General features: G+C 66.2%; 26 protein-coding genes. 16 read left to right on the top strand and 10 right to left on the bottom strand.

The window, feature by feature from the left end; translation table 11 throughout:
* Positions 1-25: 25 nt before the first annotated feature.
* The gene (locus BW971_RS16820) at positions 26-787 is read right to left on the bottom strand and encodes a PIG-L family deacetylase (RefSeq protein WP_076481928.1); all 762 of its coding nucleotides are present in this window, start codon (positions 785-787) and stop codon (positions 26-28) included.
* 177 nt (positions 788-964) lie between these two features.
* Here BW971_RS16820 and htpG point away from each other — a divergent pair, with 177 nt between their 5' ends.
* The 3 genes from htpG (at position 965) to BW971_RS16805 (ending at position 4,847) form a co-directional block, all read left to right on the top strand.
* Positions 965-2,941 (top strand): molecular chaperone HtpG, encoded by a 1,977-nt coding sequence (gene htpG, locus BW971_RS16815; protein WP_076482150.1) that lies wholly within the window; start codon positions 965-967, stop codon positions 2,939-2,941.
* A gap of 142 nt (positions 2,942-3,083) precedes the next feature.
* Positions 3,084-3,512, top strand: coding sequence for a type II toxin-antitoxin system Rv0910 family toxin (locus BW971_RS16810; RefSeq protein WP_076482148.1), 429 nt, complete (start codon positions 3,084-3,086; stop codon positions 3,510-3,512).
* 57 nt (positions 3,513-3,569) lie between these two features.
* A complete protein-coding gene (locus BW971_RS16805; protein ID WP_076481925.1) occupies positions 3,570-4,847 on the top strand; it encodes a lipase family alpha/beta hydrolase in 1,278 nt (425 codons plus the stop codon).
* A gap of 112 nt (positions 4,848-4,959) precedes the next feature.
* On the opposite strand, the gene BW971_RS16800 is transcribed toward BW971_RS16805, so the two are convergent.
* The 3 genes from BW971_RS16800 to BW971_RS16790 form a co-directional block, all read right to left on the bottom strand.
* Positions 4,960-6,000, bottom strand: coding sequence for an LLM class flavin-dependent oxidoreductase (locus BW971_RS16800; protein ID WP_076481923.1), 1,041 nt, complete (start codon positions 5,998-6,000; stop codon positions 4,960-4,962).
* A gap of 84 nt (positions 6,001-6,084) precedes the next feature.
* Positions 6,085-7,338: a formamidase gene (gene fmdA / locus BW971_RS16795; RefSeq protein ID WP_076481920.1), complete on the bottom strand. Its 1,254-nt coding sequence runs from the start codon at positions 7,336-7,338 to the stop codon at positions 6,085-6,087.
* A gap of 11 nt (positions 7,339-7,349) precedes the next feature.
* Positions 7,350-7,574 (bottom strand): zinc ribbon domain-containing protein, encoded by a 225-nt coding sequence (locus BW971_RS16790; RefSeq protein ID WP_234974452.1) that lies wholly within the window; start codon positions 7,572-7,574, stop codon positions 7,350-7,352.
* Positions 7,575-7,799: 225 nt separating this feature from the next.
* Here BW971_RS16790 and BW971_RS16785 point away from each other — a divergent pair, with 225 nt between their 5' ends.
* Complete coding sequence (locus BW971_RS16785; protein WP_076481915.1) at positions 7,800-8,327, top strand: DUF1697 domain-containing protein; 528 nt, start codon at positions 7,800-7,802, stop codon at positions 8,325-8,327.
* 14 nt (positions 8,328-8,341) lie between these two features.
* Here BW971_RS16785 and BW971_RS16780 read toward each other — a convergent pair whose 3' ends face one another.
* The 4 genes from BW971_RS16780 to BW971_RS16765 are packed head-to-tail and all read right to left on the bottom strand — an operon-like array spanning position 8,342 to position 10,442.
* On the bottom strand, positions 8,342-8,743 hold the full coding sequence (locus tag BW971_RS16780) for an NUDIX hydrolase (protein ID WP_143690431.1): 402 nt from the start codon (positions 8,741-8,743) through the stop codon (positions 8,342-8,344).
* A 30-nt stretch (positions 8,744-8,773) separates the two neighbouring features.
* Positions 8,774-9,133 (bottom strand): VOC family protein, encoded by a 360-nt coding sequence (locus tag BW971_RS16775; protein ID WP_076481912.1) that lies wholly within the window; start codon positions 9,131-9,133, stop codon positions 8,774-8,776.
* Positions 9,134-9,176: 43 nt separating this feature from the next.
* A complete protein-coding gene (locus BW971_RS16770; RefSeq protein WP_076481909.1) occupies positions 9,177-9,962 on the bottom strand; it encodes an SDR family NAD(P)-dependent oxidoreductase in 786 nt (261 codons plus the stop codon).
* A 9-nt stretch (positions 9,963-9,971) separates the two neighbouring features.
* Positions 9,972-10,442: a GNAT family N-acetyltransferase gene (locus BW971_RS16765; RefSeq protein WP_076481906.1), complete on the bottom strand. Its 471-nt coding sequence runs from the start codon at positions 10,440-10,442 to the stop codon at positions 9,972-9,974.
* A gap of 169 nt (positions 10,443-10,611) precedes the next feature.
* Here BW971_RS16765 and BW971_RS16760 point away from each other — a divergent pair, with 169 nt between their 5' ends.
* Positions 10,612-12,024, top strand: coding sequence for a glucose-6-phosphate dehydrogenase (locus BW971_RS16760; RefSeq protein ID WP_076481904.1), 1,413 nt, complete (start codon positions 10,612-10,614; stop codon positions 12,022-12,024).
* A gap of 23 nt (positions 12,025-12,047) precedes the next feature.
* Here BW971_RS16760 and BW971_RS16755 read toward each other — a convergent pair whose 3' ends face one another.
* The gene (locus BW971_RS16755) at positions 12,048-12,371 is read right to left on the bottom strand and encodes a WhiB family transcriptional regulator (protein WP_407701231.1); all 324 of its coding nucleotides are present in this window, start codon (positions 12,369-12,371) and stop codon (positions 12,048-12,050) included.
* A gap of 193 nt (positions 12,372-12,564) precedes the next feature.
* On the opposite strand from BW971_RS16755, the gene BW971_RS16750 reads away from it, so the two are divergent.
* Together BW971_RS16750 and BW971_RS16745 are read left to right on the top strand one after the other, a co-directional pair.
* On the top strand, positions 12,565-13,365 hold the full coding sequence (locus tag BW971_RS16750; RefSeq protein ID WP_076482139.1) for an IclR family transcriptional regulator: 801 nt from the start codon (positions 12,565-12,567) through the stop codon (positions 13,363-13,365).
* Between the two features lie 30 nt (positions 13,366-13,395).
* Positions 13,396-14,229 (top strand): alpha/beta fold hydrolase, encoded by an 834-nt coding sequence (locus tag BW971_RS16745; protein ID WP_076481901.1) that lies wholly within the window; start codon positions 13,396-13,398, stop codon positions 14,227-14,229.
* Here BW971_RS16745 and BW971_RS16740 read toward each other — a convergent pair.
* Positions 14,226-14,696, bottom strand: a complete 471-nt coding sequence (locus tag BW971_RS16740) for a type II toxin-antitoxin system Rv0910 family toxin (protein WP_076481899.1) — start codon at positions 14,694-14,696, stop codon at positions 14,226-14,228. The genes BW971_RS16745 and BW971_RS16740 overlap by 4 nt on opposite strands.
* 186 nt (positions 14,697-14,882) lie before the next feature.
* Here BW971_RS16740 and BW971_RS16735 point away from each other — a divergent pair, with 186 nt between their 5' ends.
* The 9 genes from BW971_RS16735 (at position 14,883) to BW971_RS16695 (ending at position 22,424) form a co-directional block, all read left to right on the top strand.
* Positions 14,883-15,260 carry an ArsR/SmtB family transcription factor gene (locus BW971_RS16735; RefSeq protein ID WP_076482136.1) on the top strand — a complete coding sequence of 126 codons (378 nt, stop codon included), beginning with the start codon at positions 14,883-14,885 and terminating at the stop codon, positions 15,258-15,260.
* A 39-nt stretch (positions 15,261-15,299) separates the two neighbouring features.
* On the top strand, positions 15,300-16,700 hold the full coding sequence (locus BW971_RS16730) for an ABC transporter substrate-binding protein (protein ID WP_076481897.1): 1,401 nt from the start codon (positions 15,300-15,302) through the stop codon (positions 16,698-16,700).
* Between the two features lie 123 nt (positions 16,701-16,823).
* Complete coding sequence (locus tag BW971_RS16725; RefSeq protein ID WP_076481894.1) at positions 16,824-18,386, top strand: amidase; 1,563 nt, start codon at positions 16,824-16,826, stop codon at positions 18,384-18,386.
* 106 nt (positions 18,387-18,492) lie between these two features.
* The gene (gene oxdA, locus BW971_RS16720) at positions 18,493-19,557 is read left to right on the top strand and encodes an aliphatic aldoxime dehydratase (RefSeq protein WP_076481891.1); all 1,065 of its coding nucleotides are present in this window, start codon (positions 18,493-18,495) and stop codon (positions 19,555-19,557) included.
* Positions 19,558-19,609: 52 nt separating this feature from the next.
* On the top strand, positions 19,610-20,317 hold the full coding sequence (gene nthB / locus BW971_RS16715; protein WP_076481888.1) for a nitrile hydratase subunit beta: 708 nt from the start codon (positions 19,610-19,612) through the stop codon (positions 20,315-20,317).
* The gene (nthA, locus tag BW971_RS16710; RefSeq protein ID WP_076481885.1) at positions 20,314-20,913 is read left to right on the top strand and encodes a nitrile hydratase subunit alpha; all 600 of its coding nucleotides are present in this window, start codon (positions 20,314-20,316) and stop codon (positions 20,911-20,913) included. The genes nthB and nthA overlap by 4 nt, the downstream gene beginning before the upstream one ends.
* Positions 20,913-21,329, top strand: coding sequence for a nitrile hydratase accessory protein (locus BW971_RS16705; protein WP_076481882.1), 417 nt, complete (start codon positions 20,913-20,915; stop codon positions 21,327-21,329). Before nthA ends, BW971_RS16705 begins: the two co-directional genes overlap by 1 nt.
* A gap of 34 nt (positions 21,330-21,363) precedes the next feature.
* On the top strand, positions 21,364-21,597 hold the full coding sequence (locus BW971_RS16700) for a CbtB domain-containing protein (RefSeq protein WP_076481879.1): 234 nt from the start codon (positions 21,364-21,366) through the stop codon (positions 21,595-21,597).
* Positions 21,598-21,608: 11 nt separating this feature from the next.
* On the top strand, positions 21,609-22,424 hold the full coding sequence (locus tag BW971_RS16695; protein WP_076481877.1) for a CbtA family protein: 816 nt from the start codon (positions 21,609-21,611) through the stop codon (positions 22,422-22,424).
* The last annotated feature ends 76 nt before the right edge of the window (positions 22,425-22,500 follow it).

The raw sequence follows: 22,500 nt of genomic DNA, 5'->3' as shown, positions 1-22,500 counted from the left end.
GAGCACCCGTCGGAGAGTCCGGGGGCTATGAGCCCAACAGGTCCGCACCGCCGGTGACGAGGTCGCGCCGCAGGTAGTACTCGGTGTTCAGCAGTAGATCGCGCTGATCGCGCGGCAATTCGGCCAGTCGCCGCAATGCGCGACTGCGGGCCAGTTCGGATCGGTGCGCCGACAACGCTTTCCATTTCACATCGGCCTGTGCCGACACGTCCAGGGAGAGGTCGATGGCGTCCTCGGGGGTACCGACCAGCGGCGGGTCAGGGATGTCGTCCCGTACCGCGGGCAACACGCGGGCGGCCACCCACCGGGGGATGGTGGACAGGTACAGCGACCGCACCTGCCAGGGTTGGCCGGTCTCCGGGTAGAGCGCGGCGGCAGCCGCGGCTTCCACCGCGATCACGGTGACCCGGTGGGCCGCGACGTGATCGGGATGACCGTAGATCCCGTAGGCGTCGTACGTGATGACGATCTCCGGACGGATCGTCCGGATGTGGGCGACCAGATCGCGCGAGACGTCGTCGGGGTCGGCGTCGCACAGGCGTGGTCGCCCCGGCGCGGACTCCTCACCGAACATCAGGTCGCCGTAGCCCAGCGTCACGGGTGAGCCCGACCCCAGGACCTCGGTGGCTTCCGTCAGCTCGTCGTATCTGCCGGTTCCCGCGGTCCAGGTGCAGGTGACGATCGTGCAGTCTCCGTCCGCGGCCACGTGTCGCGCGATGGTCCCGCCGGTCCACAACGACTCGTCGTCGGGGTGCGCGTGCACGAGCAGTAGCGAGGGAACGGACACAGATCTCCTGACGTCTGCGGGTGAGCCGCCCTCAGCCTAGGCGAGCGACCTCCGCCGCCGCGGATATCACGCGTGCTCGGCTAAACTGGCGTGCCGTCCGCAACCGCCATCAGCCCCGTCAGGGCCACCGAGACATGTCTGGAGATGCGCCGCACCGGGCGCCCGAAAGGAGAACCGATGAACGCAGGTGCCGAGGAACGCGAGTTCCAAGCCGAGACGCGGCAACTGCTGGACCTGATGGTCCACTCCGTCTACTCGAACAAGGACAGCTTCCTCCGCGAGCTGGTGTCCAACGCCTCCGATGCCCTGGACAAGCTGCGTCTCGAGGCATACCGCGACAAGGACCTGTCGGTCGACACCGGCGATCTGCACATCGAGATCGACATCAGTGACGGTGCGGGCGGCGACGACGCGACCCGCACGCTCACCGTGCGCGACAACGGTATCGGCATGTCGCGTGACGAGGTCGTCGACCTCATCGGCACACTGGCCAAGTCCGGAACCGCCGAGCTGCGGCGGAAGCTCGCGGATGCCAAGGACGCCGCGAGCTCCGACGACCTGATCGGCCAGTTCGGCATCGGTTTCTACTCCACCTTCATGGTCGCCGACAAGGTCACCCTGGTCACCCGCAAGGCGGGGGGGGCCACGGGCACGCGCTGGGAGTCTGCCGGTGAGGGCAGCTACACCATCGAGACCGTCGACGACGCACCGCAGGGGTCGTCGGTGATCCTCGATCTCAAACCCGCCGACACCGAGGACCACCTGCACGACTACGCGTCCGAATCGACGATCCGGCAGCTGATCAAGAAGTACTCCGACTTCATCTCCTGGCCGATCCGTATGCAGATCGAGCGCACCAAGCCGGTCGAGGACGCCGACGGCGAACCGGTCGAGGGACAGACCGAGACGGTCATCGAGACCGAGACCCTCAACTCGGGCAAGGCGCTCTGGGCCCGACCGCGTGACGAGGTCTCCGAGGAGGAGTACCGAGAGTTCTACCGGCACGTCTCGCATGCGTGGGACGACCCGCTGGAGGTCATCACACTCACCGCCGAGGGATCGTTCGAGTTCCAAGCCCTGCTGTTCATCCCGTCGCAAGCGCCGTACGACTTGTTCATGCGCGACCGCGCCCACGGGGTGCAGCTGTACGTCAAACGGGTGTTCATCATGGACGACTGCGACGACCTGATGCCGGAGTACCTGCGGTTCGTCAAGGGCGTCGTCGATGCGGCGGATCTGTCGCTGAACGTCTCCCGGGAGATCCTGCAGCAGGACCGACAGATCAGGGCCATCCGCCGCCGGTTGACCAAGAAGGTGCTGTCGACCATCAAGGAGCTGCGAGGACAGGACCCGGAGAAGTACCGCACCTTCTGGACCCAGTTCGGCCGGGCGGTCAAGGAGGGGTTGGTCGCCGACCCCGACAACCGCGAGACCCTGTTGTCGATCTCGTCCTTCGACAGCACCCACTCGGCCGATGAGACCACCACGCTGGAGGACTACATCGCGCGGATGAAGGTCGGTCAGGAGACGATCTACTACCTGACCGGTGAGTCGCGTGCGCAGGTCGAGCACTCACCGCATCTGGAGGCCTTCCGCGCCAAGGGGTACGAGGTTCTGCTGCTCACCGATCCGGTCGACGAGATGTGGACGGGCGGCCCGGTGGAGTTCGAGGGCAAGACGTTCCAGTCCATCGCCAAGGGGGAGGTGGATCTGGACGACGCCGACAAGTCCGAGGACGAGAAGAAGGCCGCCGAGACCGAGCGGGAGGCCCGTGGCAAGGAGTACGCCGATCTGCTCGAATGGCTCGGTGGTGCGTTGGGTGACAGCGTCAAGGAGGCCAGGTTGTCGTCCCGGCTCACCGAGTCACCCGCCTGCATCGTCGGTGACACGTTCAGCTTCTCGCCGCAGTTGGAGAAGTTGTACCGGGCGTCGGGGCAGGAATTGCCGCCCACCAAGCGCATCCTGGAACTCAACCCCGACCATCCCTTGGTCACCGGTCTGCGGGACGCACACCGGGACCGTCCCGACGACGCGTCGCTCACCGAGGCGGCGGAATTGCTGTACGGCACCGCGCTGTTGGCGGAGGGTGGTGAACTCGCCGACCCGGCGCATTTCGCCAAACTGCTGACCGATCGGCTGACCCGCAGTCTGTAGCGGTGATCGCCGGGCGGGACCTCGCCGTCCCGCCCGGCGACGCTCGATCGGCAATGTGGTGACGTGGCTCGCCACACGCCCGCTGCCGCCCGCCCCGGTCATCTGTAGCGTCGAGGGTCACCACCCACGAAAGGATCCCGCGTTGGCAGGAGTGAACGTCTCGGTCGACTCGGCGATGGCCCCCGCGACCGCCTGGTCGCTTGCCTCGGATCTGAAACGATTCGACGAGTGGATGACCATCTTCGCCGGCTGGAAGGGTGAGGTGCCCGCGACGATCGAGAAGGGCACGCAGGTGTCGTCGGCGATCAAGGTCAAGGGGTTTCGCAACGTGATCCGCTGGACGGTCACCCGTTACGACGAACCACACCTCATCGAGTTGTCGGGCAAGGGGCGCGGTGGCGTGAAGATCGATCTGGCGATGAAGGTGACGCCCACCGGCAAGGGATCGTCGTTCGATGTCTCTGCCGAATTGCGGGGTGGCCTGCTCAACGGGCCTGTGGGATCGTTCGTGGCCCGGATGATGGACTCCGATGTACGACGTTCGGTGACCAACCTGTCCCAGCTGCACTGAGTGCCCTGCGCCACGAAGGCGCCCCAGTTTGGGTGTACATATGTACACTCAGTTGTCATGACGGATATCGCTGTGCGCCGGGATCGAGAGGTCCGTGCGTTGACCTCGCTCGGTATGCGCGAGCTCGCGACCGCGACGAGCGGTGTACACACGGTGCACCGTGCGGTGTCCGACCGGGTGTTCGCACTGCTGGGCATCGGCCTCGGCGACCTCGGGCGCGCCGTCAAACCCGCCCACGACGCCATCACGGACGGGGTGTACGCGGTCATCAGCGGCACCCTGGCCGAGGTCGGTGGGCTCGCCGGTCAGGTCGCCGTAGGCCGTGGGCGGCCGCCGTCGGAGACACCGAAGGGCGCCTTCGTGCTCGGGGTGGTGAACGGTCTGATCGGCGACGCGCTGGCCGCCGAGGCGTCGCCGCTGGCGGAGAGCATGTCGGTTCGCGTGGACAATGCGGCAGTCGCCGTGCGGCGGTCCTCACTCGACGCCGCGTTCCCGGACGCGAGCGAACGGGTGGTGGTGTTCCTGCACGGTCTGATGGAGACCGAGAACGCGTGGCGACTCGGTGACGGCCCCGGTTACGGCCGCCGACTGCACGATGACCTCGATTACAGCGAGGTGCAGATCAGGTACAACACCGGTCGGCACATCAGTGAGAACGGTCGAGAGCTCGCGACCCTGCTGCAGGATCTGGTGTCCCAGTGGCCGGTGCCCGTCCGGACGTTGACGTTGGTCGGACACTCGATGGGTGGACTGGTGATGCGCAGCGCCTGCCATCAGGGGGCCGACGAGAATGCTCCGTGGGTACAGCGGGTGCGGCACACCATCTGCCTCGGCACCCCACACCTCGGCGCCCCGATGGCGCAGGCGGTGCACTACGCGAGTGCGGGCCTGCACGCGTTCCCGGAGTCGCGACCCTTCGCCCAGCTGCTGCGACGTCGTAGCGGCGGAATCCGCGACCTGCAACAGGGTTCGCTGGTCGACGACGACTGGCGCGACTCCGACCTCGATGCTCTGCGATCGCGTGCGGTACGAGAGATCCCGCTGTTGCCACACGCCGTGCACTCGTTCGTGTCGGCGACCGTCACCGCCGACGCCAGGCATCCGCTGGGTCGTGTCATCGGTGACGGGTTGGTGTTGTCACCGAGTGCATCCGGCCGGAATCGCGCCCGCCGCATCGGTTTCTCCGACGACGCCGGATTGGCGATCGGTTCGGCCAATCACTTCACGCTGTTGAACAACGATGCCGTCTACGACTGGTTGGTCGAGCGCCTGCGCCCGTTGCCCGAGCTGCCCCCGGCCCGGGTGTATTCCGCGACACTGGGAGCCTGGGTCTGACCACTCCCCGAAAACTGCGGGAGATCCGATTTCCCGCAGTCTCGACCATTCACCGCTGATGCATCGGCGGGAAACCTCGACACTGCGGGAAATCGGTTCGGCGGTGCGCCGCTCACGGGGCGCGGAGGGTCTGGGCAGCGGGCGTCCAGTCCAGAGCCGGTCCGAGGCGCTGGGCCAGGTCGGTGATGATCTGGACATAGTCCTCGGGCTCGAAGGAGAAGGGGAGCGCGAACGCCACCTCGGTGGCTCGCTGGAACCCGGCGTGCGAGTACAGCCGTTCGGCGATCTCGTCGGAGGTCCCCACGATGTCGGGCGCGAAAAGCATGCCGCGCGGACCCTGCGGTGTGGTGGTGCGCGGGAACCGCGCCGCCGCGTAGTCGCGGTAGCGGCGGACCTGTTCGGGGGTCGCGGAGTCGGTGGGGATCACCACCAAGCCCTGTGACACCCGCGCATTCTCCGGCTGCGGATGGTGGGCGCGGTAGGCGTCGATGTGTTCGCCCTGGATGATCGCGAAGTCACGCGACGACGTGCCCTCGGTGGTGACCACGGAACTCGTCAGATAGTTGAGCTCGTGCTCTCCGGCCCAGATGGCGGAGCTGAGCCCGCCGCCGTACCAGACTCGGTCCCTGAGCCCCGGCGAGTGAGGTTGCACGATCCGGGAGTAGTTCTCGATGCCGACGGTGCCCTCGAAATCGCTGACCGGTCGACCGCCGAGGTTGTCGATGAGACGCAGCACCCGGTCCTTGCTGAAGTTCTCCACGTCGTGGGTCTCTGGGTACAGCGCGTGGCGGAAATCGTCGTACCGCATCGGCGTGCCCACCGAGACCCCGGGATTCAACCGCCCTCCCGACAGCAGGTCCACCGTGGCGAGGTCCTCGGCCAATCGCATCGGGTTCTCCAGCCCCAGCGGGATGACCGCGGTACCCAGGTCGATCCGGGAGGTGCGCTGGGAGGCCGCGGCCAACACCGCGACCGGTGACGAGATGCCGTACTGCAGATGCCGGTTGCGCAACCACACGCTGTCGAACCCGAGTTGCTCGGCGAACTCGATGATCCGGAGTGTCTCCTCGTGCCCGGTCGCGGGGTCGTCGGCGTCGAACCGGCCGATGGTCAAGAAACCGAGTTTGGCCAGTGGCGTCCCCTGGGTCGGCACGTCGTCTCCTCCGAGTACTTCGCGGCGTCTCGCCGCGGTTGAACGACTCGACGTACCACCTCGCGGCGACGTCGGATCCTGTGCTCAGCCGAACGACGAATGCGGCGCTCCGATTCCCGGGTCGATGGTGACCGGGCCCGACACCGACGGACTCACCGGGAAGTCGAAGATCGCGGTGGGGATGTAGACAGTGGCGCAGGCGTTCGGGATGTCCACCACACCCGACAACCGGCCCTCGATCGGTGCGGCGCCGAGCAACAGATAGGCCTGCTCTGGGCTGTACCCGAACGTGGTCAGGTAGTCGATGGCATGCAGGCAGGCTCGTTGGTAGGCCAGATGCGAGTCCAGGTAGCGCTGCTCCCCGTCGAGGGTCACCGACGTGCCGGAGAACGCCAGCCATTCCGAATACTGCGGGTCGGTGTTGCCCGGCATGAAGATCGCGTTCTCGCTGACTCCGTAGGTCTCCATCCCGCCCGGGATGATATCCACGCGCAGATCGATGAAGCCACCCATCTCGATCGCACCGCAGAACGTGATCTCGCCGTCACCCTGGGAGAAGTGCAGGTCACCGACGGACAGCTTCGCACCGTCGACGAATACCGGATAGAAGATGCGGCTGCCCTTGGTCAGGTTCTTGATGTCCTGGTTGCCGCCGTTCTCGCGGGGCGGGGCGGTACGAGCGGCCTCCGCGGCCGCGGTCGTGAATGCATCGCCGGTGAGGCTGCCGAGGATCGCGTCCTCGGGCTCCGGTGCCAGGGCCAGTGGTGGCACCCGGTCCGGGTCGGTGGCGATCAGCGCACCCTCGCGGGCGTTCCAGGTCGCCAGTAACCCGGCCGACGGTGCGGTGCCCATCAGACCCGGGTGGACGATCCCGGTGAACTCGACCCCGGGGATGTGGCGTGACGTGGCCTTCTGACCGGTGAAGTCCCAGACCGCCTTGTAGGCGTCGGGAAACTGTTCGGTGAGGAACCCGCCACCGTTGCGGGTGGCGAAGATACCCGTGTAACCCCAACCCTGGCCCGCCAACGGGCCCTCCTCCAGCGGGATGGGGCCGACGTCGAGGATGTCGACGACGAGCAGGTCTCCGGGTTTGGCACCCTCGACGCCGATCGGGCCGGACAACGTGTGAACGCTGTTCAATGGCGCGTTGAGGATGTCGTCGGCCGAGTCGTCGTTGCGAATGGCGCCGTCGAACCACTCCCGACAGTCGACGCGGAACGACTGGCCCGGTGTGACGGTGACGGCGGCCGGGATGTCGGGGTGCCACCGGTTGTGGCCCACCTTCTCCTGGTCGACGAACGTCCGGGTGGAGTCGAGGGGAAAGATCACGTCGGGCATGGTGGTCCCTCTCAGGGTCGCGGGAGTGTCCGGTGCAACGGGTTGGTCGAGTGGCGTCCGCGTGAGATGCGGGTGGGTGGGCGGGAGACCACATCGGGCCGGTCGCCGGTCGCTCGGGTCGCGTCCTGCAGCCGCATGGCCGTGGTGTTCCCCACGCCCAACCGCGCCCCGACGAACGTCCTGATCGACCGACCTCCGCAGCGGGGGCAGGTCGACAGGTCGGGCCGATCGGCCATCCGATGACTCTCGTCGAAGTCCGGACATTCACCTGTGCAGCGGAAGGTGTAGGTGGGCAACCAGTTCCCTCACTTCAAAGCGTGTCGGCGCCGTGACGACACCGAGATGACCCAGCCGAAGCTAGGGGGCGTTTGTGTCGGCGATCGGACCAGGATGTTTCCGGCCGGAAAACCCGCACATCACGGGGTATGGAGTCGACGCCCGTGTGGGGGTTGAATCGGACGATGAACAAGTCGGTGTTTCTCATCCGCGCGGTGAATGTGGGTGGTACCAAGCTGCCGATGGCCGAACTACGGCAGATCGCGGGCGACCTCGGTGCCACCGACGTCGCCACCTACGTGGCGTCGGGCAACCTCATCTGCTCCCCACCGGGTTCGGCGTCGGAGTTCGCACCCGCTCTCGAGTCGGCGCTCACCGAGCGGTACGGATGGTCGCGTGAGGTGATCGCCCGGTCGGCCGAGGATCTGGAGCAGGCGGTGGCCGCGCACCCGTTCGAGGTGGTGGAACCCAAGTTCTCGTACGTACATTGTCTGGTCGATGCGCCTGAGCCAGAACGTGTCGAGGCGTTCTACGAGCGAGATCTCGACGGTGCCGAGGTGCGCGTCATCGGCGACGACGTGCACATGCGGTATCCGAACGGGGCAGGGACGTCGAAGTTGACCGCGGCGGTGTTGGCCCGCTCACTCGGCGTGCAGGGCACGGCTCGCAACATGCGGACGGTCGATGAGCTCATCGCACGCGCTCGATCGTGAGCGCCGTGCGATGATCAGCCGCCAACCAATTGCGGGAACACCGCGTCGGACAGCAACGGCGCCAACAGTGCCGTGTCGACGGATTTCACTTCGAACCAACGGATTTCGGCGATCTCGCCGGACGGGGTGTGTACCTCGACGGGTGGGTGCTCGTACACGGTGGCCACCACCTCATGGTCGACCTCGTTGGCCGCGGGCGCGGTGAAGGTGCCGAGCAGTCGCAACCGGGCAGGGTCGACCGCCACCCCGAGTTCCTCGGCGACCTCACGGACCGCGGTGGCGGACGGGTCCTCACCCGGCTCCGGCTTCCCTCCGGGGAGCATGAAGCGCGACGTCCTGCGTTTGCGCACGGTCAGCACTCGACCGGACGCGTCGCGCAACACCACGGCGCTGACGTGAATGCGGTTGGTGGTCACGCGGTCCACCGTAGCGAGGGGGTGACGCGCTCACAGATTGGCGACCACGTTGACGATGTTGCCGTCGTGGTCGCGGAAGAAGAATCGCCGGACACCCCAGGACTCGTCGGTCAGCGGGTGGACGATCTCCAACCTGGCGGCCATGACCCGTTCGTGGATCTCGTCCACATCGTCGGCTGTGGCCATGCCGACGCTGATGGTCGGATTCTCCGATGCGGCGGCGTCGGTGGTGATGGTCTGCAGTTGCACGGCAGGCGCGGCGGTCGGGGAGAGGTTGCCGACCCAGCCCAGGTCCATGTTCACATCGAGGCCGAAGAGTTCGGCATAGGACGCATTGGCCCGGCCGACATCGGAGACCTGGAGGTTGGGGACGATTCGCACGACTGCCATGTGGTCCGAACCTACGCCGGGAAGTGGGTCCCGCGCGGCCGGATCATCGGGTGCCGGTGATACCACCGTCGACCGGAAGGTCGACCCCGTTGATGTACCCGGAGCGTTCGCCGGCCAGGAACGTCACGGCGTGCGCGATATCGTCGGGTCGGCCGAGGCGTTGTTGTGGATTCGGTGCGTAATCGGTGGTGATCGAGGGCTCGATCTCCTCCCATGTGCGGCTGTCTGCTCCGGTTCGCGAGAGGAACATGGACCGCATCGACGGTGTGAGGATCACGCCGGGGCTGACCATGTTGACGGTGACACCGGGGACCACCGCCGCGCGCGCGAGGCTGATGGTCGCGTTGGCCAGCGCCGCCTTGGCGGCCGAGTACTCGATCATCGTCGGGATCGGGGTGCGGGTGCCCCGGGTGCCGATGAACACGATCCGGCCGAATCCTCGACGACACATCCCGGGCAACGCCGCCTTCGCGAGCTCGACTGCGGAGATCACGTTCGTGCGGTAGGCGAGCAACCAATCGGCCGGCGTCACGTCGGCGATCGAGTGCTCCTCGAACGGCCCGGCCGCGGCGACCACGACGTCGAAGTCGCGGTCGCGAACCTCATCGGTGAGGCGCCGGACGTCGAGATCGTCACCGACGTCGCCCCACATCGCCGACGTGCCGCCACCGAGTCGGCGGGCAGCATCAGTCGCCGAGTTCTCAGCGCGTCCGTGCACGGTGACGCGGCTGCCTGTCGTGCGCAACGAGCTCGCGATGGCCCAACCTATCCCCGCGGTGCTCGCGGTCACCAGTGCGTTGCGTGCGGGCGATTCGTTCGTGTCGGTCACGCTGCGAGACTAGGCGGTGGTGATGACATCGCGGACGTAGCAGAGCATTCGCGACCCGTTGCTCTCGAAGTTCGTGAATCCGTGCCGCTCGTAGAAGCGCCGCGCACCGTCGTCCACCTCGTCCACGTTGATGTGGATCTCCCCGTGATCGCGTCTCACCAATTCCGCGGTCATCGCGGCCACCATCTGTTGTCCGGCTCCACGGCCACGCGACTGAGGTTCGACGTAGAGCTCCTCGAGCTGGGCGAGGGGACCGTCGAAATACACCGAGGGGCGCAGGGTCACCAACGCGAAGCCGAAGGGACGATCCCCGTCGATCGCGAACCAGATGAGGATGTCGTCGCGGCGAAGGAGTTCGGCGAAGCGGGTGGTCAGGGTCGGCACATCGGGGACCGGGGCGTCGAACTCGGTGTTGAAGGCGTGCAGCAGGGTGGCAGCGGTCGCTGCGTCGTCGGGGTGAGCACGTCGGGTGGTGATCATGGTTGCAGCTTCGTCGTTTCCGCGCAGTCACGCAGCAATCTCGCCACGTTGTCTCTGCGCCCGAGTGCGGTTTGTCCACCGATCTGGACGGAACAAACCGACGGGGTCTTCTCGGCGACCTGAGGCGCCGCGGAACGCCGCCGCCACCGGTCGGCGTAATACTGGTGTCATGGCAGATGACACCGCGACGATCTTCGTGCTGTTCGGCTCCACCGGCGACCTGGCCAAACGAATGGTGCTCCCAGCATTCTTCGAACTCGAACGTGCAGGTCTGTTGCCCACGCACTGGGCGCTGGTGGGTAACGGTCGAGGCCATCGCAGCGACGACGACTTCCGCCAGCACGTCCGCGATTCCCTCGACGAGTTCGACACCGCTCCCTCTGACGACGAGTGGGAGCCGTTTGCGAAGAACCTGTACTTCGCGGGCGGGGGTTTCACAGCCGACGACCCGGGCGACCTGCTCGACGTGATCGCTGATCTCACCGGGACGTTGGGCGACGACCGCCAGCTCGTCCTGTACCTGGCGCTGCCGCCCTCGGTGTTCGTCGACTACACCGAGGCCATCGGTGCGCACGACCTGGCCAAGGGATCTCGTGTGGTGTACGAGAAGCCCTTCGGTACCTCACCGAAGTCGTTCGAGGAACTCGATGAGGTGGTGCACCGCTATTTCGACGAAACGCAGGTCTACCGCATCGACCACTTCCTCGGCAAGGAGAGCACGCAGAACCTCCATGTGCTGCGATTCGCCAACGGGATGGTCTCCGGTGTGTGGAATCGCGAACATGTCGAGGAGGTGCAGATCGACATCCCGGAAACGCTCGACATCGACGACCGCGCCGAATTCTACGACTCCACAGGCGCATTCCTCGACATGATCGTCACGCACCTGTTCCAGGTCGCCGCCGAGGTGGCCATGGAGCCGCCGCTGAGTCTGTCCGCCGACGATCTGCAGACCGCGCGCGAGTCGGTGATCGCCGGGTTCCGTCCGATCGACCCGGACGACGTGGTCCTCGGCCAATACGAGGGCTACCGCGACACCGACGGAGTGAGCGACGACTCCGCCACCGACACCTTCGTCGCCATGCGCTTGTGGGTGGACACCGACCGGTGGCGTGGGGTGCCGTTCGTGCTCCGCACCGGCAAGGAACTCGGTGTCAGCGCCCAACAGGTGAGCCTGATCTTCCGACGCCCCGACGATGGCCCGATCACCCATCTGCCCGCCGACGGCACCGTCCTCACGTTCGACCTCAGCGGCGACGGCGCGGTCGACCTGACCGTGACGGTGAAAGAGCCGGGACCTGGCCTCCACCTCACCCTCGGGCACACCGAGATGGACCTCGATGCCATCGCCGACGGGCTCTCGCCGTACTCCCGACTCATCCTCGACACGTTGCACGGCGACCGGTCGTTGTTCACCCGCCCCGACGGACTCAGTCACGTCTGGCACGTTGCCGCACCGGTACTCGACAATCCGCCGACGCCACAACCGTATGCCCGGGGCTCGATGGGACCGGGGGCGGCCGATCGACTGCCCGGACCTCCCGGATGGATCCTCACCGGCGCGGACGCCACCAAGGGCTGAGTACAGCCGAACGGGCCCGTCGGTCAGCCCGTGCGCAGTACCCCGGCCTCCATCAACGCGCGCTCACGGGGCGTGGTCCCACCCCAGACCCCGTGGGGTTCGCCTGCCTGTATCGCGTACGACAGGCACTCACGCATCACCGGACATTCGCGACAGATCTGTTTGGCGTCACGCTCCTGGGCGTCGCGATCACGCCGACGGCCGTGATGGTCGGGGAAGAAGTCGACCCCGGTCGTGCGACACGATGCCTGCAGCTGCCAATTCCACGAACTCTCAACCGGTTTGGGTAACGAAGGCAGCCGGTGCTGGTATTGGTTGATGATGCTGTCGCGAGGGCGATTGGTCACGGGCGATTTCGCTCGGTGTTCGTGGGGTGCACTGGGTGATCCCTTCGGTCGAAACATGTCCACTGATCGGACGCCGTGTTCGAGTCAACGTCGGTGGGCTGAATGAGTCAAGGGTCATAACCGCACACGAACACTATTTATCTGTCAGTGATCGCCGGCGGTAGAGTGCGTTCATTGAGTGGACGCTGATCAGATGCTCACAGGAGGTGTGGTGGTCACGTATGCGGATTCCGGCACGCTGATCGGTCGGGTCAGCACCGCGTTGCGGGTGTTGTCGGCAGCCAATGACACCGGTGCCACCACGTCGGAGGTCGCGCGGTCGTCGTCACTTGCGAGGCCCACCGCCCACCGATTGCTCACCTCGTTGCTCGGCGAGGGTTTCGTCGATCGCGACAACGCCTCGGGCCGCTGGTTCCTCGGCCCCGAGCTGTACCTGTTGGGGGCCAGCGCATCGGCCCGTTACGAGATCAGCAGTCAGGCGCGGCCCTCGGTCCTCCGGATGGCCGAGGCAACAGGGGAGAGCGCCTTCTTCGTCGCCCGACGTGGTGACGAGTCGGTCTGTCTGGTTCGCGAGGACGGCAGCTTTCCGATCCGCTCTTTCGTCCTCTACGAGGGTGCTCGTTTCCCGCTCGGCGTGGTCGCCTCGGGTCTGGCCATCCTCGCGTTTCTTCCCGACCCGGAGATCGAGGAGTTCCTATCCCGCGTGGATCTCGCCGCCACCCGGGGGCCGAGTTACACCTCGGACGCGGTATGCGCCCGGGTGGAGCAGACCCGACGCCGGGGTTACGCGGTCAACCCCGGTCTGGTGGTCGAGGGTGACTGGGGAATGGCCGCGGCCGTCTTCGACGAGACCGGGGTGGCGAAATGGGCGCTCACCATCACTGGTATCGAGAACCGTTTCCGAGTGGAGCGGCAGGAGGAACTGGGCAAATTGCTGCTCGACGAGGCGCACCGGTTGTCCAGGGCGCTGATCCGGCAGCCGTCACGCGGCTGAGGCCTCAGCTGCGTGTGGTTTGCTGAAGCCATGGCCGATCGGATCGATACGTTCTCCCACGACAACCTGACCTTCGACGTACTGGACACGGGCCCGCTCGACGGTGAGGTCATCGTGCTGTTGCACGGTTTTCCCGAGCGGGCATCGTCCTGGGCCCAGGTGTCGACGCTGCTGAATGAGCAGGGTTATCGCACCATCGCACCGGATCAGCGCGGGTACTCACCGGGCGCGCGACCCCGTCGACGACGCGACTACACCATCGACAAATTGGTCGGCGACGTCGTCGCACTGATCGAGACGATCGGCAGGCCCGTTCATCTGGTCGGACACGATTGGGGTTCCAACGTCGCCTGGTTCGTCACCATGCAGAACCCCGACCTGGTCATCGACCTCACCGCGTTCTCGGTCGCGCATCCGGCCGCGTTCCTCCGATCGCTGCTCGGGCCGCAGGCTCTGCATTCCTGGTACATGGGGTTCTTCCAGCTGCCGTTCGTGCCGGAACTCGCGCTGTCCGGACAGTGGGCGCCGACCCGCTACTGGATGTCGCGCGGCGGACTCGGCCGCGACGAACTCGCGCGGGTTCGCGAAGAAATCGTCGACTACGGCGCGCTGACCGGCGGTCTCAACTGGTATCGCGCGCTGCCGTTCGCCGACCGGCGGTCGTTCGGCCGGAGAGTGCAGGTACCGACCACGATGGTGTGGAGCGACAAGGATCTGTTCCTGGGTCGCGACGCGCCCGCGAAGACAGCCGAGTACGTCGACGCACCGTACGACCTGATCGTCTTGCCCGGGGTGACGCACTGGATCCAGACGCAGGCGCCGGAGTCGGCGGCGGCAGCGATTCTCGAGCGGGTGAGCGGTTAGAGCGCTCCCGCGGCGTACGCGTCGTCCGCGTCGGCGAAGACCCGTTTGAACGCCGCCAGCGAGTCCTGGATGTCGCTGCGCAGCACCTTCACGGTCAATTTGCCTGCTGGTCCGCTCATCGCCAAACCGGACAGATCGATGTCCACGTCCAGGATGTTGTGACCGTCCTGGGCCGCCACCGACAGGGTCATCTCGGCCTTGATGCCGCCCCGTCCCTTTCCGGACAGCTTCGCCTTGTGCTCGTGTTCGATCTCGACCAGACGCCAGTCGAACGACACCGGTGCACCGCGCAATCGGATCACCGACGACACCTCGAGGCCCGTGACCAGTTCCGATCGTGCCGGAATCCTCCCATTCCACTTCTGATGAATGGTCAGCCACTCATGGAAGCGGGAGAGGTCGGTGATGCAGTTCCACCCCGCCGCCAGCGACATCGGGATGGGGATCTGCTCGTTGAGATGGGCCATGCCGGTTACTGTAACCACAGTTGACACACAATTCCGTAAGTGTTTCGCAACGGTGTGTGTCTGACGCCGATGGACACCGCGAGCGCCGTGGTGTGTTGCTGATCGTCCGGTGAGACGCCTAGCATATGTCGATGAGTGTCGACATCGAATGACCATGCGCGCGAGCGCGGCTGCGAGAAGAGTCGGGTGACGGACCAGAATCAGGAGTTGGTGTTCGCCGCTCTGGCCGATCAGGTCAGACGGCAGATCCTCGACACCCTCGCCACGCACGGAGAGTGTAGTGCGGGCTTCATCAGCGATCAGATCGCTTCGGTCGGACGGACAACGGTGTCCACTCATCTGAAGTCGCTCCGCATGTCCGGCGTCATACGAGAGCGCCGTGACGGCAGACACCGGTACTTCTCCGTCGACCCGGCGGGCCCGGCCAACGATGCATTGCAGTTCCTGCGCGGTGTGCTCGAGCGCGCCCTGGTCGCCGGTGATGACGGTGAGCGGTCGGCCGGGGGCGACGTGGTGGTCGCACCGATCGGGTCGACGAGCCGCCCCGAACCGCGCCGCGCGTAGCGTCTTCCCGATTCTGCATTCCGCGGTGTACTGACTGCCATGCCCGGGCTATCCGTCACCGCGCGGATCGGTGCCCCCGATCCGCCGGATCAGGCGTTCGAGAGACTCGCTTCCGGTCACCTGCTGGACTTCGACTGTGACCGGATGGTCGTCGGTAGTGCGGTGTCCATCCGGCTGCCGGTCGGTGCCGGGGAACCCGGTGCTGCGGGCGCGCCCATCACCCTGCTCGGACACATCGCCGCCGTGAAATATGGCCGTTCCGTTCTCGTGGTTCATCATCAACCGTGGCGAGGTCGGCTGATGGTGAGGTTCTTCCCGGACGGCCGCGGCACGCGCATCGTCCTGGAATCGAGTCTGGACGAGGACGGTCTCGCCTGGCTCGCAGGCAAACGTGGATTCGATCCACCCGTGGCGCCGCGGTCGGATCGACACCGCATCGGTCTGTTGGTCAGCAAGTCGGGATCGGCGGCGGTGTTCGCGCAGGCCACGGAATCCCTTGCCGCACTCGCCGTCGACGACGTGAATGCTGACGGTGGTATAGGTGGAACGCCGGTGGAACTGCTCGTCGGTGACGACGCGTCGGACTCCCTGATGGGTTCGAATGCGGCGATGCGCCTGTACCGCAGCGGATGTCGGGTGATCTTCGCCTGTGTCACGTCGGCGACCTTCAACGCGGCGGTCTCTGCCCTGCAGGACACCGACGTGATGGTCATCCACACCGTTCTCAACGAGGGTGGCCCGCCGAATCCGCGGACCGTGCGACTCGGGGAACGCCCGTTGGAGCAGGTGCGCGCCGGAGTGCCGGCAGTGATGCGTGACACCGGCGCGGTGCGATGGTTCTTCGTCGGGCACCGGTACTCGTGGTCGTACGGCGCGCACTGGGCAGCCCGTCGGGTGGTCGCGGAGAACGGTGGTTCGGTCGTGGGGGAGCGTTACGTGTCTCTGGGTAGCACCGACTTCTCGACCACCCTCGACGCCATCGAGGCGTCCGGCGCCGAGCTCATCCTGTCGTCGTTGGTGGGGCATGACGAGGTCTTCTTCGAGCGACAATGTGCCCGACAGGGATTGCGTTCACACACCAGAACGCTGGCGCTGGTCCTCGACGAGGCAACCCAGCAGTTGATCGGCGACACCGACGCCGACGGGGTCTGGGCGGCTTTCGGGTATTTCCAAGGGTTCGACGACACCCACTCCGACCTCGAGACCCGTTATCGCAGCGGTGCACAAGGACTCACTCCGCCCCTGAGTTCGTTGTCGGAGACCACGTACGAGGCCATCATCGCGTACGCGAGAGCGGCGACCATGTCGGCGGCAGGTGACAGTGCGGCCATCCGCGGCAGGCTCATCGCCGGCGCGGGGACAGATCAGGAAGGTGCCGCACCGGCGCGCAGACGCATCCTGCTCGCCGAGTCGCGGCACGGCACCCTGCGACAGCTCTGACCTGCACCGTAGCAACCGCAACACAGCTTTAACACTTGGATATGTCGATACGTGTTGACGTGACGACAATTGGTTCATACTGTTCTCGCATCAGGCGAGGATCCATCCGAGGAGTGCGTACCGATGACCGTAGAACGTCCCAGCTCTGATCAGATCGGTTCTGCTGCTGAGCATTTCGGACTCAATCTCGACGAGGCGGCTCGAAACGAGTTCGTCGGGTTGATCGATGGCGCGCTGGGTTCCTACGACGTGGTCGACGACTTGTACGCCGCCGAGGCGCCGGTCGCTCCGGCTCGTGCCCACGCGATCCCGGCGGCGGAGGATAATCCCCTCGGCGCGTGGTACGTCACCACCCGGATCACCGACACCCACCCGGTCGCCGACACCCTGTCGGGCAAGCGAGTGGCCATCAAGGACAACGTCGCGGTCGCCGGCGTCCCGATGACGAACGGGTCGAGAACCCTGGAGGGATTCGTCCCGACCCGGGACGCCACGGTCGTCACCCGGTTGCTCGACGCGGGTGCGGAGATCACGGGCAAGTCGGTGTGCGAGGACCTCTGCTTCTCGGGTTCGAGCTTCACACCCGCCGGCGGACCGGTCCGCAACCCGTGGGACCCCACTCGTGAAGCGGGTGGATCGTCCGGTGGCAGTGCGGCATTGGTGGCGGCCGGTGTGGTGGACCTCGCTGTCGGAGGTGATCAGGGCGGCTCGATCCGGATCCCCGCGTCCTTCTGCGGCGTCGTGGGACACAAACCCACCTTCGGTCTCGTTCCGTACACCGGCGCGTTTCCCATCGAGCGCACGGTGGACCACCTCGGACCCATCACGCGGACGGTCGAGGACGCCGCGACCATGCTGTCCGTACTCGCCGGCCGCGACGGCAACGATCCGCGGCAACCCGCGGACGTCACCGTCGACGACTATCTCGATGGTCTCGAAGGCGGAGTGGACGGTCTCCGCATCGGTGTGGTCACCGAAGGTTTCGGGCATCCCGCATCGCAGACCGAGGTCGACGAGACGGTACGCGCGGCCGCCGCCCGCTTCGCCGAGTCAGGGGCGACGGTGGAGGAGGTGAGCATCCCCTGGCACCTGCATGCCTTCCACGTCTGGAATGTGATCGCCACCGACGGCGCGGCGTACCAGATGCTCGACGGCAACGGGTACGGACTCAACGCCGAGGGGCTCTACGACCCGGAACAGATGGAATACTTCTCCCGTCGGCGGCTCGAGTACGCCGACGCCCTCTCCGAGACCGTGAAACTCGTGGCGCTGTGCGGGTACCACGGGGTGAAGGAACTCGGTGCCGCGAGTTACGGCAAGGCACGCAACCTGGTGCCGACCGCCAAGGCGGCCTACGACGAGGCGTTGGAGAACTATGACGTCCTGGTCATGCCCACGCTGCCGTACGTCGCATCCGAGCTGCCCGGACCCGACGTGGACCGCGCGACCTACCTGACCAAGGCACTTGGCATGATCGCCAACACCGCACCGCTCGACGTCACCGGGCACCCGGCGCTCTCGGTCCCTGCCGGTCTCGTCGGCGGCCTGCCCGTCGGGATGATGATCGTCGGCGGCGCTTTCGACGACGCCACCGTGCTGCGTGTCGGGCGGGCCTTCGAGAAGCTCCGTGGCGAGTTCCCCAGCCCCGATGCGAACCGTCACGCGGAGCTCAGCGCCGCACAGTAGCGCCCCCGAACACGCACCAGATCCAGCCCATTCGACAGCCCGGTTCGGCGCACCTTCGCTCGCAGCCCTCGAGCCTCACCGCCGAACCCGATCAGCGAGGACACCCATGGAATCAGCAATCGACACACACCTGACCGCCTGCCCGCGCACCATCTCCCGCCGTGTACCCGACGCATACCAGCCGCCGTTCCCCATGTTCGTGGGGCGCGCCGACGAGACTCTGCACCAGGTCACCATGGCCTACCTCGGTGTGCAATACCGCGATGGGGGTCAGCGCACCGCGGCTCTCGCGGCCGTGGCCGAGATCGTCGGAACCTTCGACATCGCCGATGGTCCGGCCCACAACGACATCACCCGGCACACCGACAAGGAGGGGTACGTGAACCTCATCGTCGTCGGGTACTGGCGCGACCCGGCCGCGTTCTGTCGATGGTTGCGATCGCCGGATGTCAACGGCTGGTGGGACTCTCCGGAACGTCTGTCCGGAGAGCTCGGTTACTTCCGCGAGATCGTCTCGCCGCGGGCCGAACAGTTCGAGACCCTGTACGCCTTCACCGACAACCTGCCCGGGGTCGGCGCGGTGATGGACGACATCAGCGGCGAGATCAACGAACACGCCTACTGGGGCTCGATGCGGGAACGTTTCCCGCTGTCCCAGACGGATTGGATGGAGTCGTCGGGTGAGCTCGTCGTCGTCACGGGCAATCCCGCCGATGGCGGGCGCGTGGTGGTACAGGGGCACGACAACATCGCGCTCATCCGATCCGGGCAGGACTGGCGCGAGGCCGGGCCGGAGGAGCGCGCGCTCTACCTCGAGGAGATCCAGCCGACGCTGCAGGCGGGCATGGACTTCCTCCGCGACAACGGCGAGACGGTCGGTTGTTACAGCAATCGGTTGGTGCAGAACATCGACCTCGACGGCAACCTGCTCGACGAGACCTACAACATCGGTCACTGGCGGTCGTTGGAGAAGCTGGAGCGGTGGGCCGAATCGCATCCCACCCACCTCCGTATCTTCACCACCTTCTTCAAGGTCGTCGCCGACCTCGACAAACTCCGCCTCTACCACGAGGTCTCGGTATCCGATGGTGCGAACCAGATCTTCGAATACCTCAACTGTCATCCGTCGACCGGGATGATGCGCGACGCCAAGGTGATGGCGTCGCGATGAGTCGCAACACGAACGGTCGGGTCATCACATCACCTGTAATGAGGAGCAACGTATGAACGGCGTCTTCGACCTCGGCGGCACCGATGGGCTGGGTCCCGTCGACCCACCCGAGAGCGAACCCATCTTCCGCGCCGAGTGGGAGAAACCGATGTTCACGATGTTCTCGGCGTGCTTCCGGGCCGGTTACTTCGGGCTCGACTCGTTTCGTCACGGTATCGAGAAGATCGACCCGGCGACCTACTTGCAGTCGCCGTACTACGAACACTGGTTGCACACCATCGAGGACCACGCGGTGGCCGCAGGCGCCATCGATCCGGATGAACTCGATCGGCGGACTCGGTACTACCTCGACAATCCGGACGCGCCACTACCCGATCACGAACAGAACCAGGAGCTCATCGACTTCGTCGACGCGGTGGTCCCGGCAGGCGCCCCCGCACAGCGAGCGACGGACAAGCAACCGCGATTCTCGGTCGGTGACGTGGTGCGGGTGCGTGATGACAGCCCGCATGGGCACACCCGGCGGGCCCGCTACATCCGCGGCAGGACCGGCACCGTGTCGGCCCATCGTGGTTCGTTCATCTACCCGGACGCGGCAGGCAACGGCCTCGGGGAGAACCCCGAACACGTCTACACCGTCAAGTTCACCAGTGACGAACTGTGGGGTCCCGAGTACGCGGACCCCAAGGGCTCGGTCTACTTCGACGTCTGGGACCCCTACATCGAACTGGTTTCCGCAACAGAAGGAGCGAACGCATGAGTACCGGAGTGTCGAGCCAGGAGGAGATCGCGGCGCGCGTCAAGGCCCTGGAGTCCATGCTCATCGAACGCGGGGTGATGACCACCTCGATGGTCGATCACATCGTCGACATCTACGAGAACGAGGTGGGTCCCCAGCTGGGAGCGAAGGTGGTGGCCAAGGCATGGGCGGACCCGGACTTCCGTACCCGGCTGCTCGACGACGCCACCGAGGCCTGCAAGGAGCTCGGCATAGGCGGTCTCCAGGGCGAGGACATGGTGGTACTCGAGGACACCGACGAGGTGCACCACGCGATCGTCTGCACTCTCTGCTCTTGCTACCCGTGGCCGGTGTTGGGACTCCCGCCCAACTGGTACAAGGATCCGCAGTACCGGGCCAGGATCGTGCGTGAACCGCGCAAGGTCCTCTCCGAGGACTTCGGCTTCGCGGTGTCCGACGACCGCGAGATCCGCATCTGGGATTCCAGTTCGGAGATGCGCTACTGGGTCCTGCCGCAGCGTCCCGCAGGTACCGGGGGATGGTCCGAGGATCAACTCGCCGAGCTGGTGACCCGCGACTCGATGATCGGTGTCGGGCCGGTCAAGGAGGTCGCGTGATGAGTGACGTGGCAACGCCGGTGAACCCGCAGCGCGACGCCGTCGAGGATCTGGTGTGTGACCTGCCCGGAGGGCGTCCCGACGAGCTCTCCTTCGACAGTCCCTGGGAGATTAGAGCATTTGCGCTCGCCGTGACCGCGCACAAGGCCGGCCACTATCAGTGGGAACAGTTCCAGGGCGCGCTGATCGACTCGATCGCCGAGTGGGACTCGAGGGCAACACGACTCGACGACGAGTCGTGGTCCTACTACGAACACTGGGTCGCGGCGCTGGAACGGGTGTTGGCTGATTCTGGTGCGCTGGACGCCGCCACACTCGCCGACCGCACCGCGGACGTTCTCGCGACCCCGCCGAATCGCAACCACCACAGGGCAGTCCTCGAACCCGTAGCAGTGGATCCGCGCCGCGCCGCGTGAGCGAACGGTGCACCAGACAACCCCGATCAGGAGAATGACCATGACCATGACCGATCCGGTTGCGCGTACCGCGCAGCGTGAATGGGCAGTAGCCGACCTCGACGTCGCGACCGCGGCGTTGTGGCTCAGCCTCACCGTCGTCTTCGCGGCGATGGCCTACTACTTCGTCGGCTACGACCAGGGCGCGGTGTCGGTGTTCGGACAGGACACCCATGTCCACGAATTCGTCCACGACGCCCGCCATTTCCTCGGTTTCCCCTGCCACTGAGGGATACCGCCATGGAGAAGAGGAACATCGCCGCCGGACTGCTGGCCGGACTCGTCGCCGGCATCGTGTCGTTCTGCTACGCCCGACTCTTCGTCGAGCCGCAGGTGCGGACGGCCATCGCCTACGAGGGGGGCCGATCGCACGCGGCCGCTGCCCTGAGCGGCGCACATGAACACGACCACGAGGTGTTCAGCCGAGCCGTACAGGAGAACGTGGGAGCCGGGGTGGGCACGATCGTCTTCGCTGCAGCCATGGGGGCGGTGTTCGCCGTGGCGTTCACCTTGCTGTGGTCCTACCTCGGCAAACGGTATCCCGCTACCGATGCCCGCTGGGTTGCCGCGGCGACAGCTGCCGCCCTGTTCGTCGCTGTATATCTGACACCGTTCGCGGTGTACCCGGCCAACCCGCCCTCGGTCGGCGACGGCGACACCATCGACGCCCGTTCGGGCGCGTATCTCGGCATCACCGTGGTGTCGGTGATCGCGATGGTGGTCGCGGTGACGGCGGCGGTGTTGCTGAGGGCGCGGATCAACGGCCTGCTGGCCGCGACGTGTGCTGCGGTCGGATACACGGCCGTGGTCGCGGTCGCGGCCGCGCTGCTCCCACGTTTCGACGAGGTGCCACGGCCGCTGACCGTACCGTCCGGTGACATCGTGTTCCCGGGCTTCCCGGCGGAGACGCTGGCCGACTTCCGGCTTCATGCGATCGGCGTACAGCTGGTGCTCTGGGTGGTCATGGCGGCGGTGTTCAGCGTGGTGATCGGCAGACGCCGTACGCCGGTGAAGACCAGTTCTCCGGCGAACATCTCGGCGCCGGCTCGCATCTGACGATTCCCGATCGCACGTCGGTTGGTCCACCATCCGGGGCGGGTGATGGACCGACCGCTGGGCGTCGCACATAATG

Source organism: Williamsia sterculiae (genome assembly GCF_900156495.1).
In the GTDB taxonomy this organism is placed as follows: Bacteria; Actinomycetota; Actinomycetes; order Mycobacteriales; family Mycobacteriaceae; genus Williamsia_B; species Williamsia_B sterculiae.
This window is presented reverse-complemented; position numbering and strand designations above follow the sequence as displayed.

Coding starts and splice junctions, on each gene's coding strand:
- htpG (WP_076482150.1), top strand. CDS start 965: ATGAACGCAGGTGCCGAGGAACGCGAGTTCCAAGCCGAGACGCGGCAA.
- BW971_RS16805 (WP_076481925.1), top strand. CDS start 3,570: ATGACGGATATCGCTGTGCGCCGGGATCGAGAGGTCCGTGCGTTGACC.
- fmdA (WP_076481920.1), bottom strand. CDS start 7,338: ATGCCCGACGTGATCTTTCCCCTCGACTCCACCCGGACGTTCGTCGAC.
- BW971_RS16790 (WP_234974452.1), bottom strand. CDS start 7,574: ATGGCCGATCGGCCCGACCTGTCGACCTGCCCCCGCTGCGGAGGTCGG.
- BW971_RS16785 (WP_076481915.1), top strand. CDS start 7,800: ATGAACAAGTCGGTGTTTCTCATCCGCGCGGTGAATGTGGGTGGTACC.
- BW971_RS16775 (WP_076481912.1), bottom strand. CDS start 9,133: ATGGCAGTCGTGCGAATCGTCCCCAACCTCCAGGTCTCCGATGTCGGC.
- BW971_RS16765 (WP_076481906.1), bottom strand. CDS start 10,442: ATGATCACCACCCGACGTGCTCACCCCGACGACGCAGCGACCGCTGCC.
- BW971_RS16760 (WP_076481904.1), top strand. CDS start 10,612: ATGGCAGATGACACCGCGACGATCTTCGTGCTGTTCGGCTCCACCGGC.
- BW971_RS16750 (WP_076482139.1), top strand. CDS start 12,565: ATGCTCACAGGAGGTGTGGTGGTCACGTATGCGGATTCCGGCACGCTG.
- BW971_RS16745 (WP_076481901.1), top strand. CDS start 13,396: ATGGCCGATCGGATCGATACGTTCTCCCACGACAACCTGACCTTCGAC.
- BW971_RS16740 (WP_076481899.1), bottom strand. CDS start 14,696: ATGGCCCATCTCAACGAGCAGATCCCCATCCCGATGTCGCTGGCGGCG.
- BW971_RS16730 (WP_076481897.1), top strand. CDS start 15,300: ATGCCCGGGCTATCCGTCACCGCGCGGATCGGTGCCCCCGATCCGCCG.
- BW971_RS16725 (WP_076481894.1), top strand. CDS start 16,824: ATGACCGTAGAACGTCCCAGCTCTGATCAGATCGGTTCTGCTGCTGAG.
- oxdA (WP_076481891.1), top strand. CDS start 18,493: ATGGAATCAGCAATCGACACACACCTGACCGCCTGCCCGCGCACCATC.
- nthB (WP_076481888.1), top strand. CDS start 19,610: ATGAACGGCGTCTTCGACCTCGGCGGCACCGATGGGCTGGGTCCCGTC.
- nthA (WP_076481885.1), top strand. CDS start 20,314: ATGAGTACCGGAGTGTCGAGCCAGGAGGAGATCGCGGCGCGCGTCAAG.
- BW971_RS16705 (WP_076481882.1), top strand. CDS start 20,913: ATGAGTGACGTGGCAACGCCGGTGAACCCGCAGCGCGACGCCGTCGAG.
- BW971_RS16700 (WP_076481879.1), top strand. CDS start 21,364: ATGACCATGACCATGACCGATCCGGTTGCGCGTACCGCGCAGCGTGAA.
- BW971_RS16695 (WP_076481877.1), top strand. CDS start 21,609: ATGGAGAAGAGGAACATCGCCGCCGGACTGCTGGCCGGACTCGTCGCC.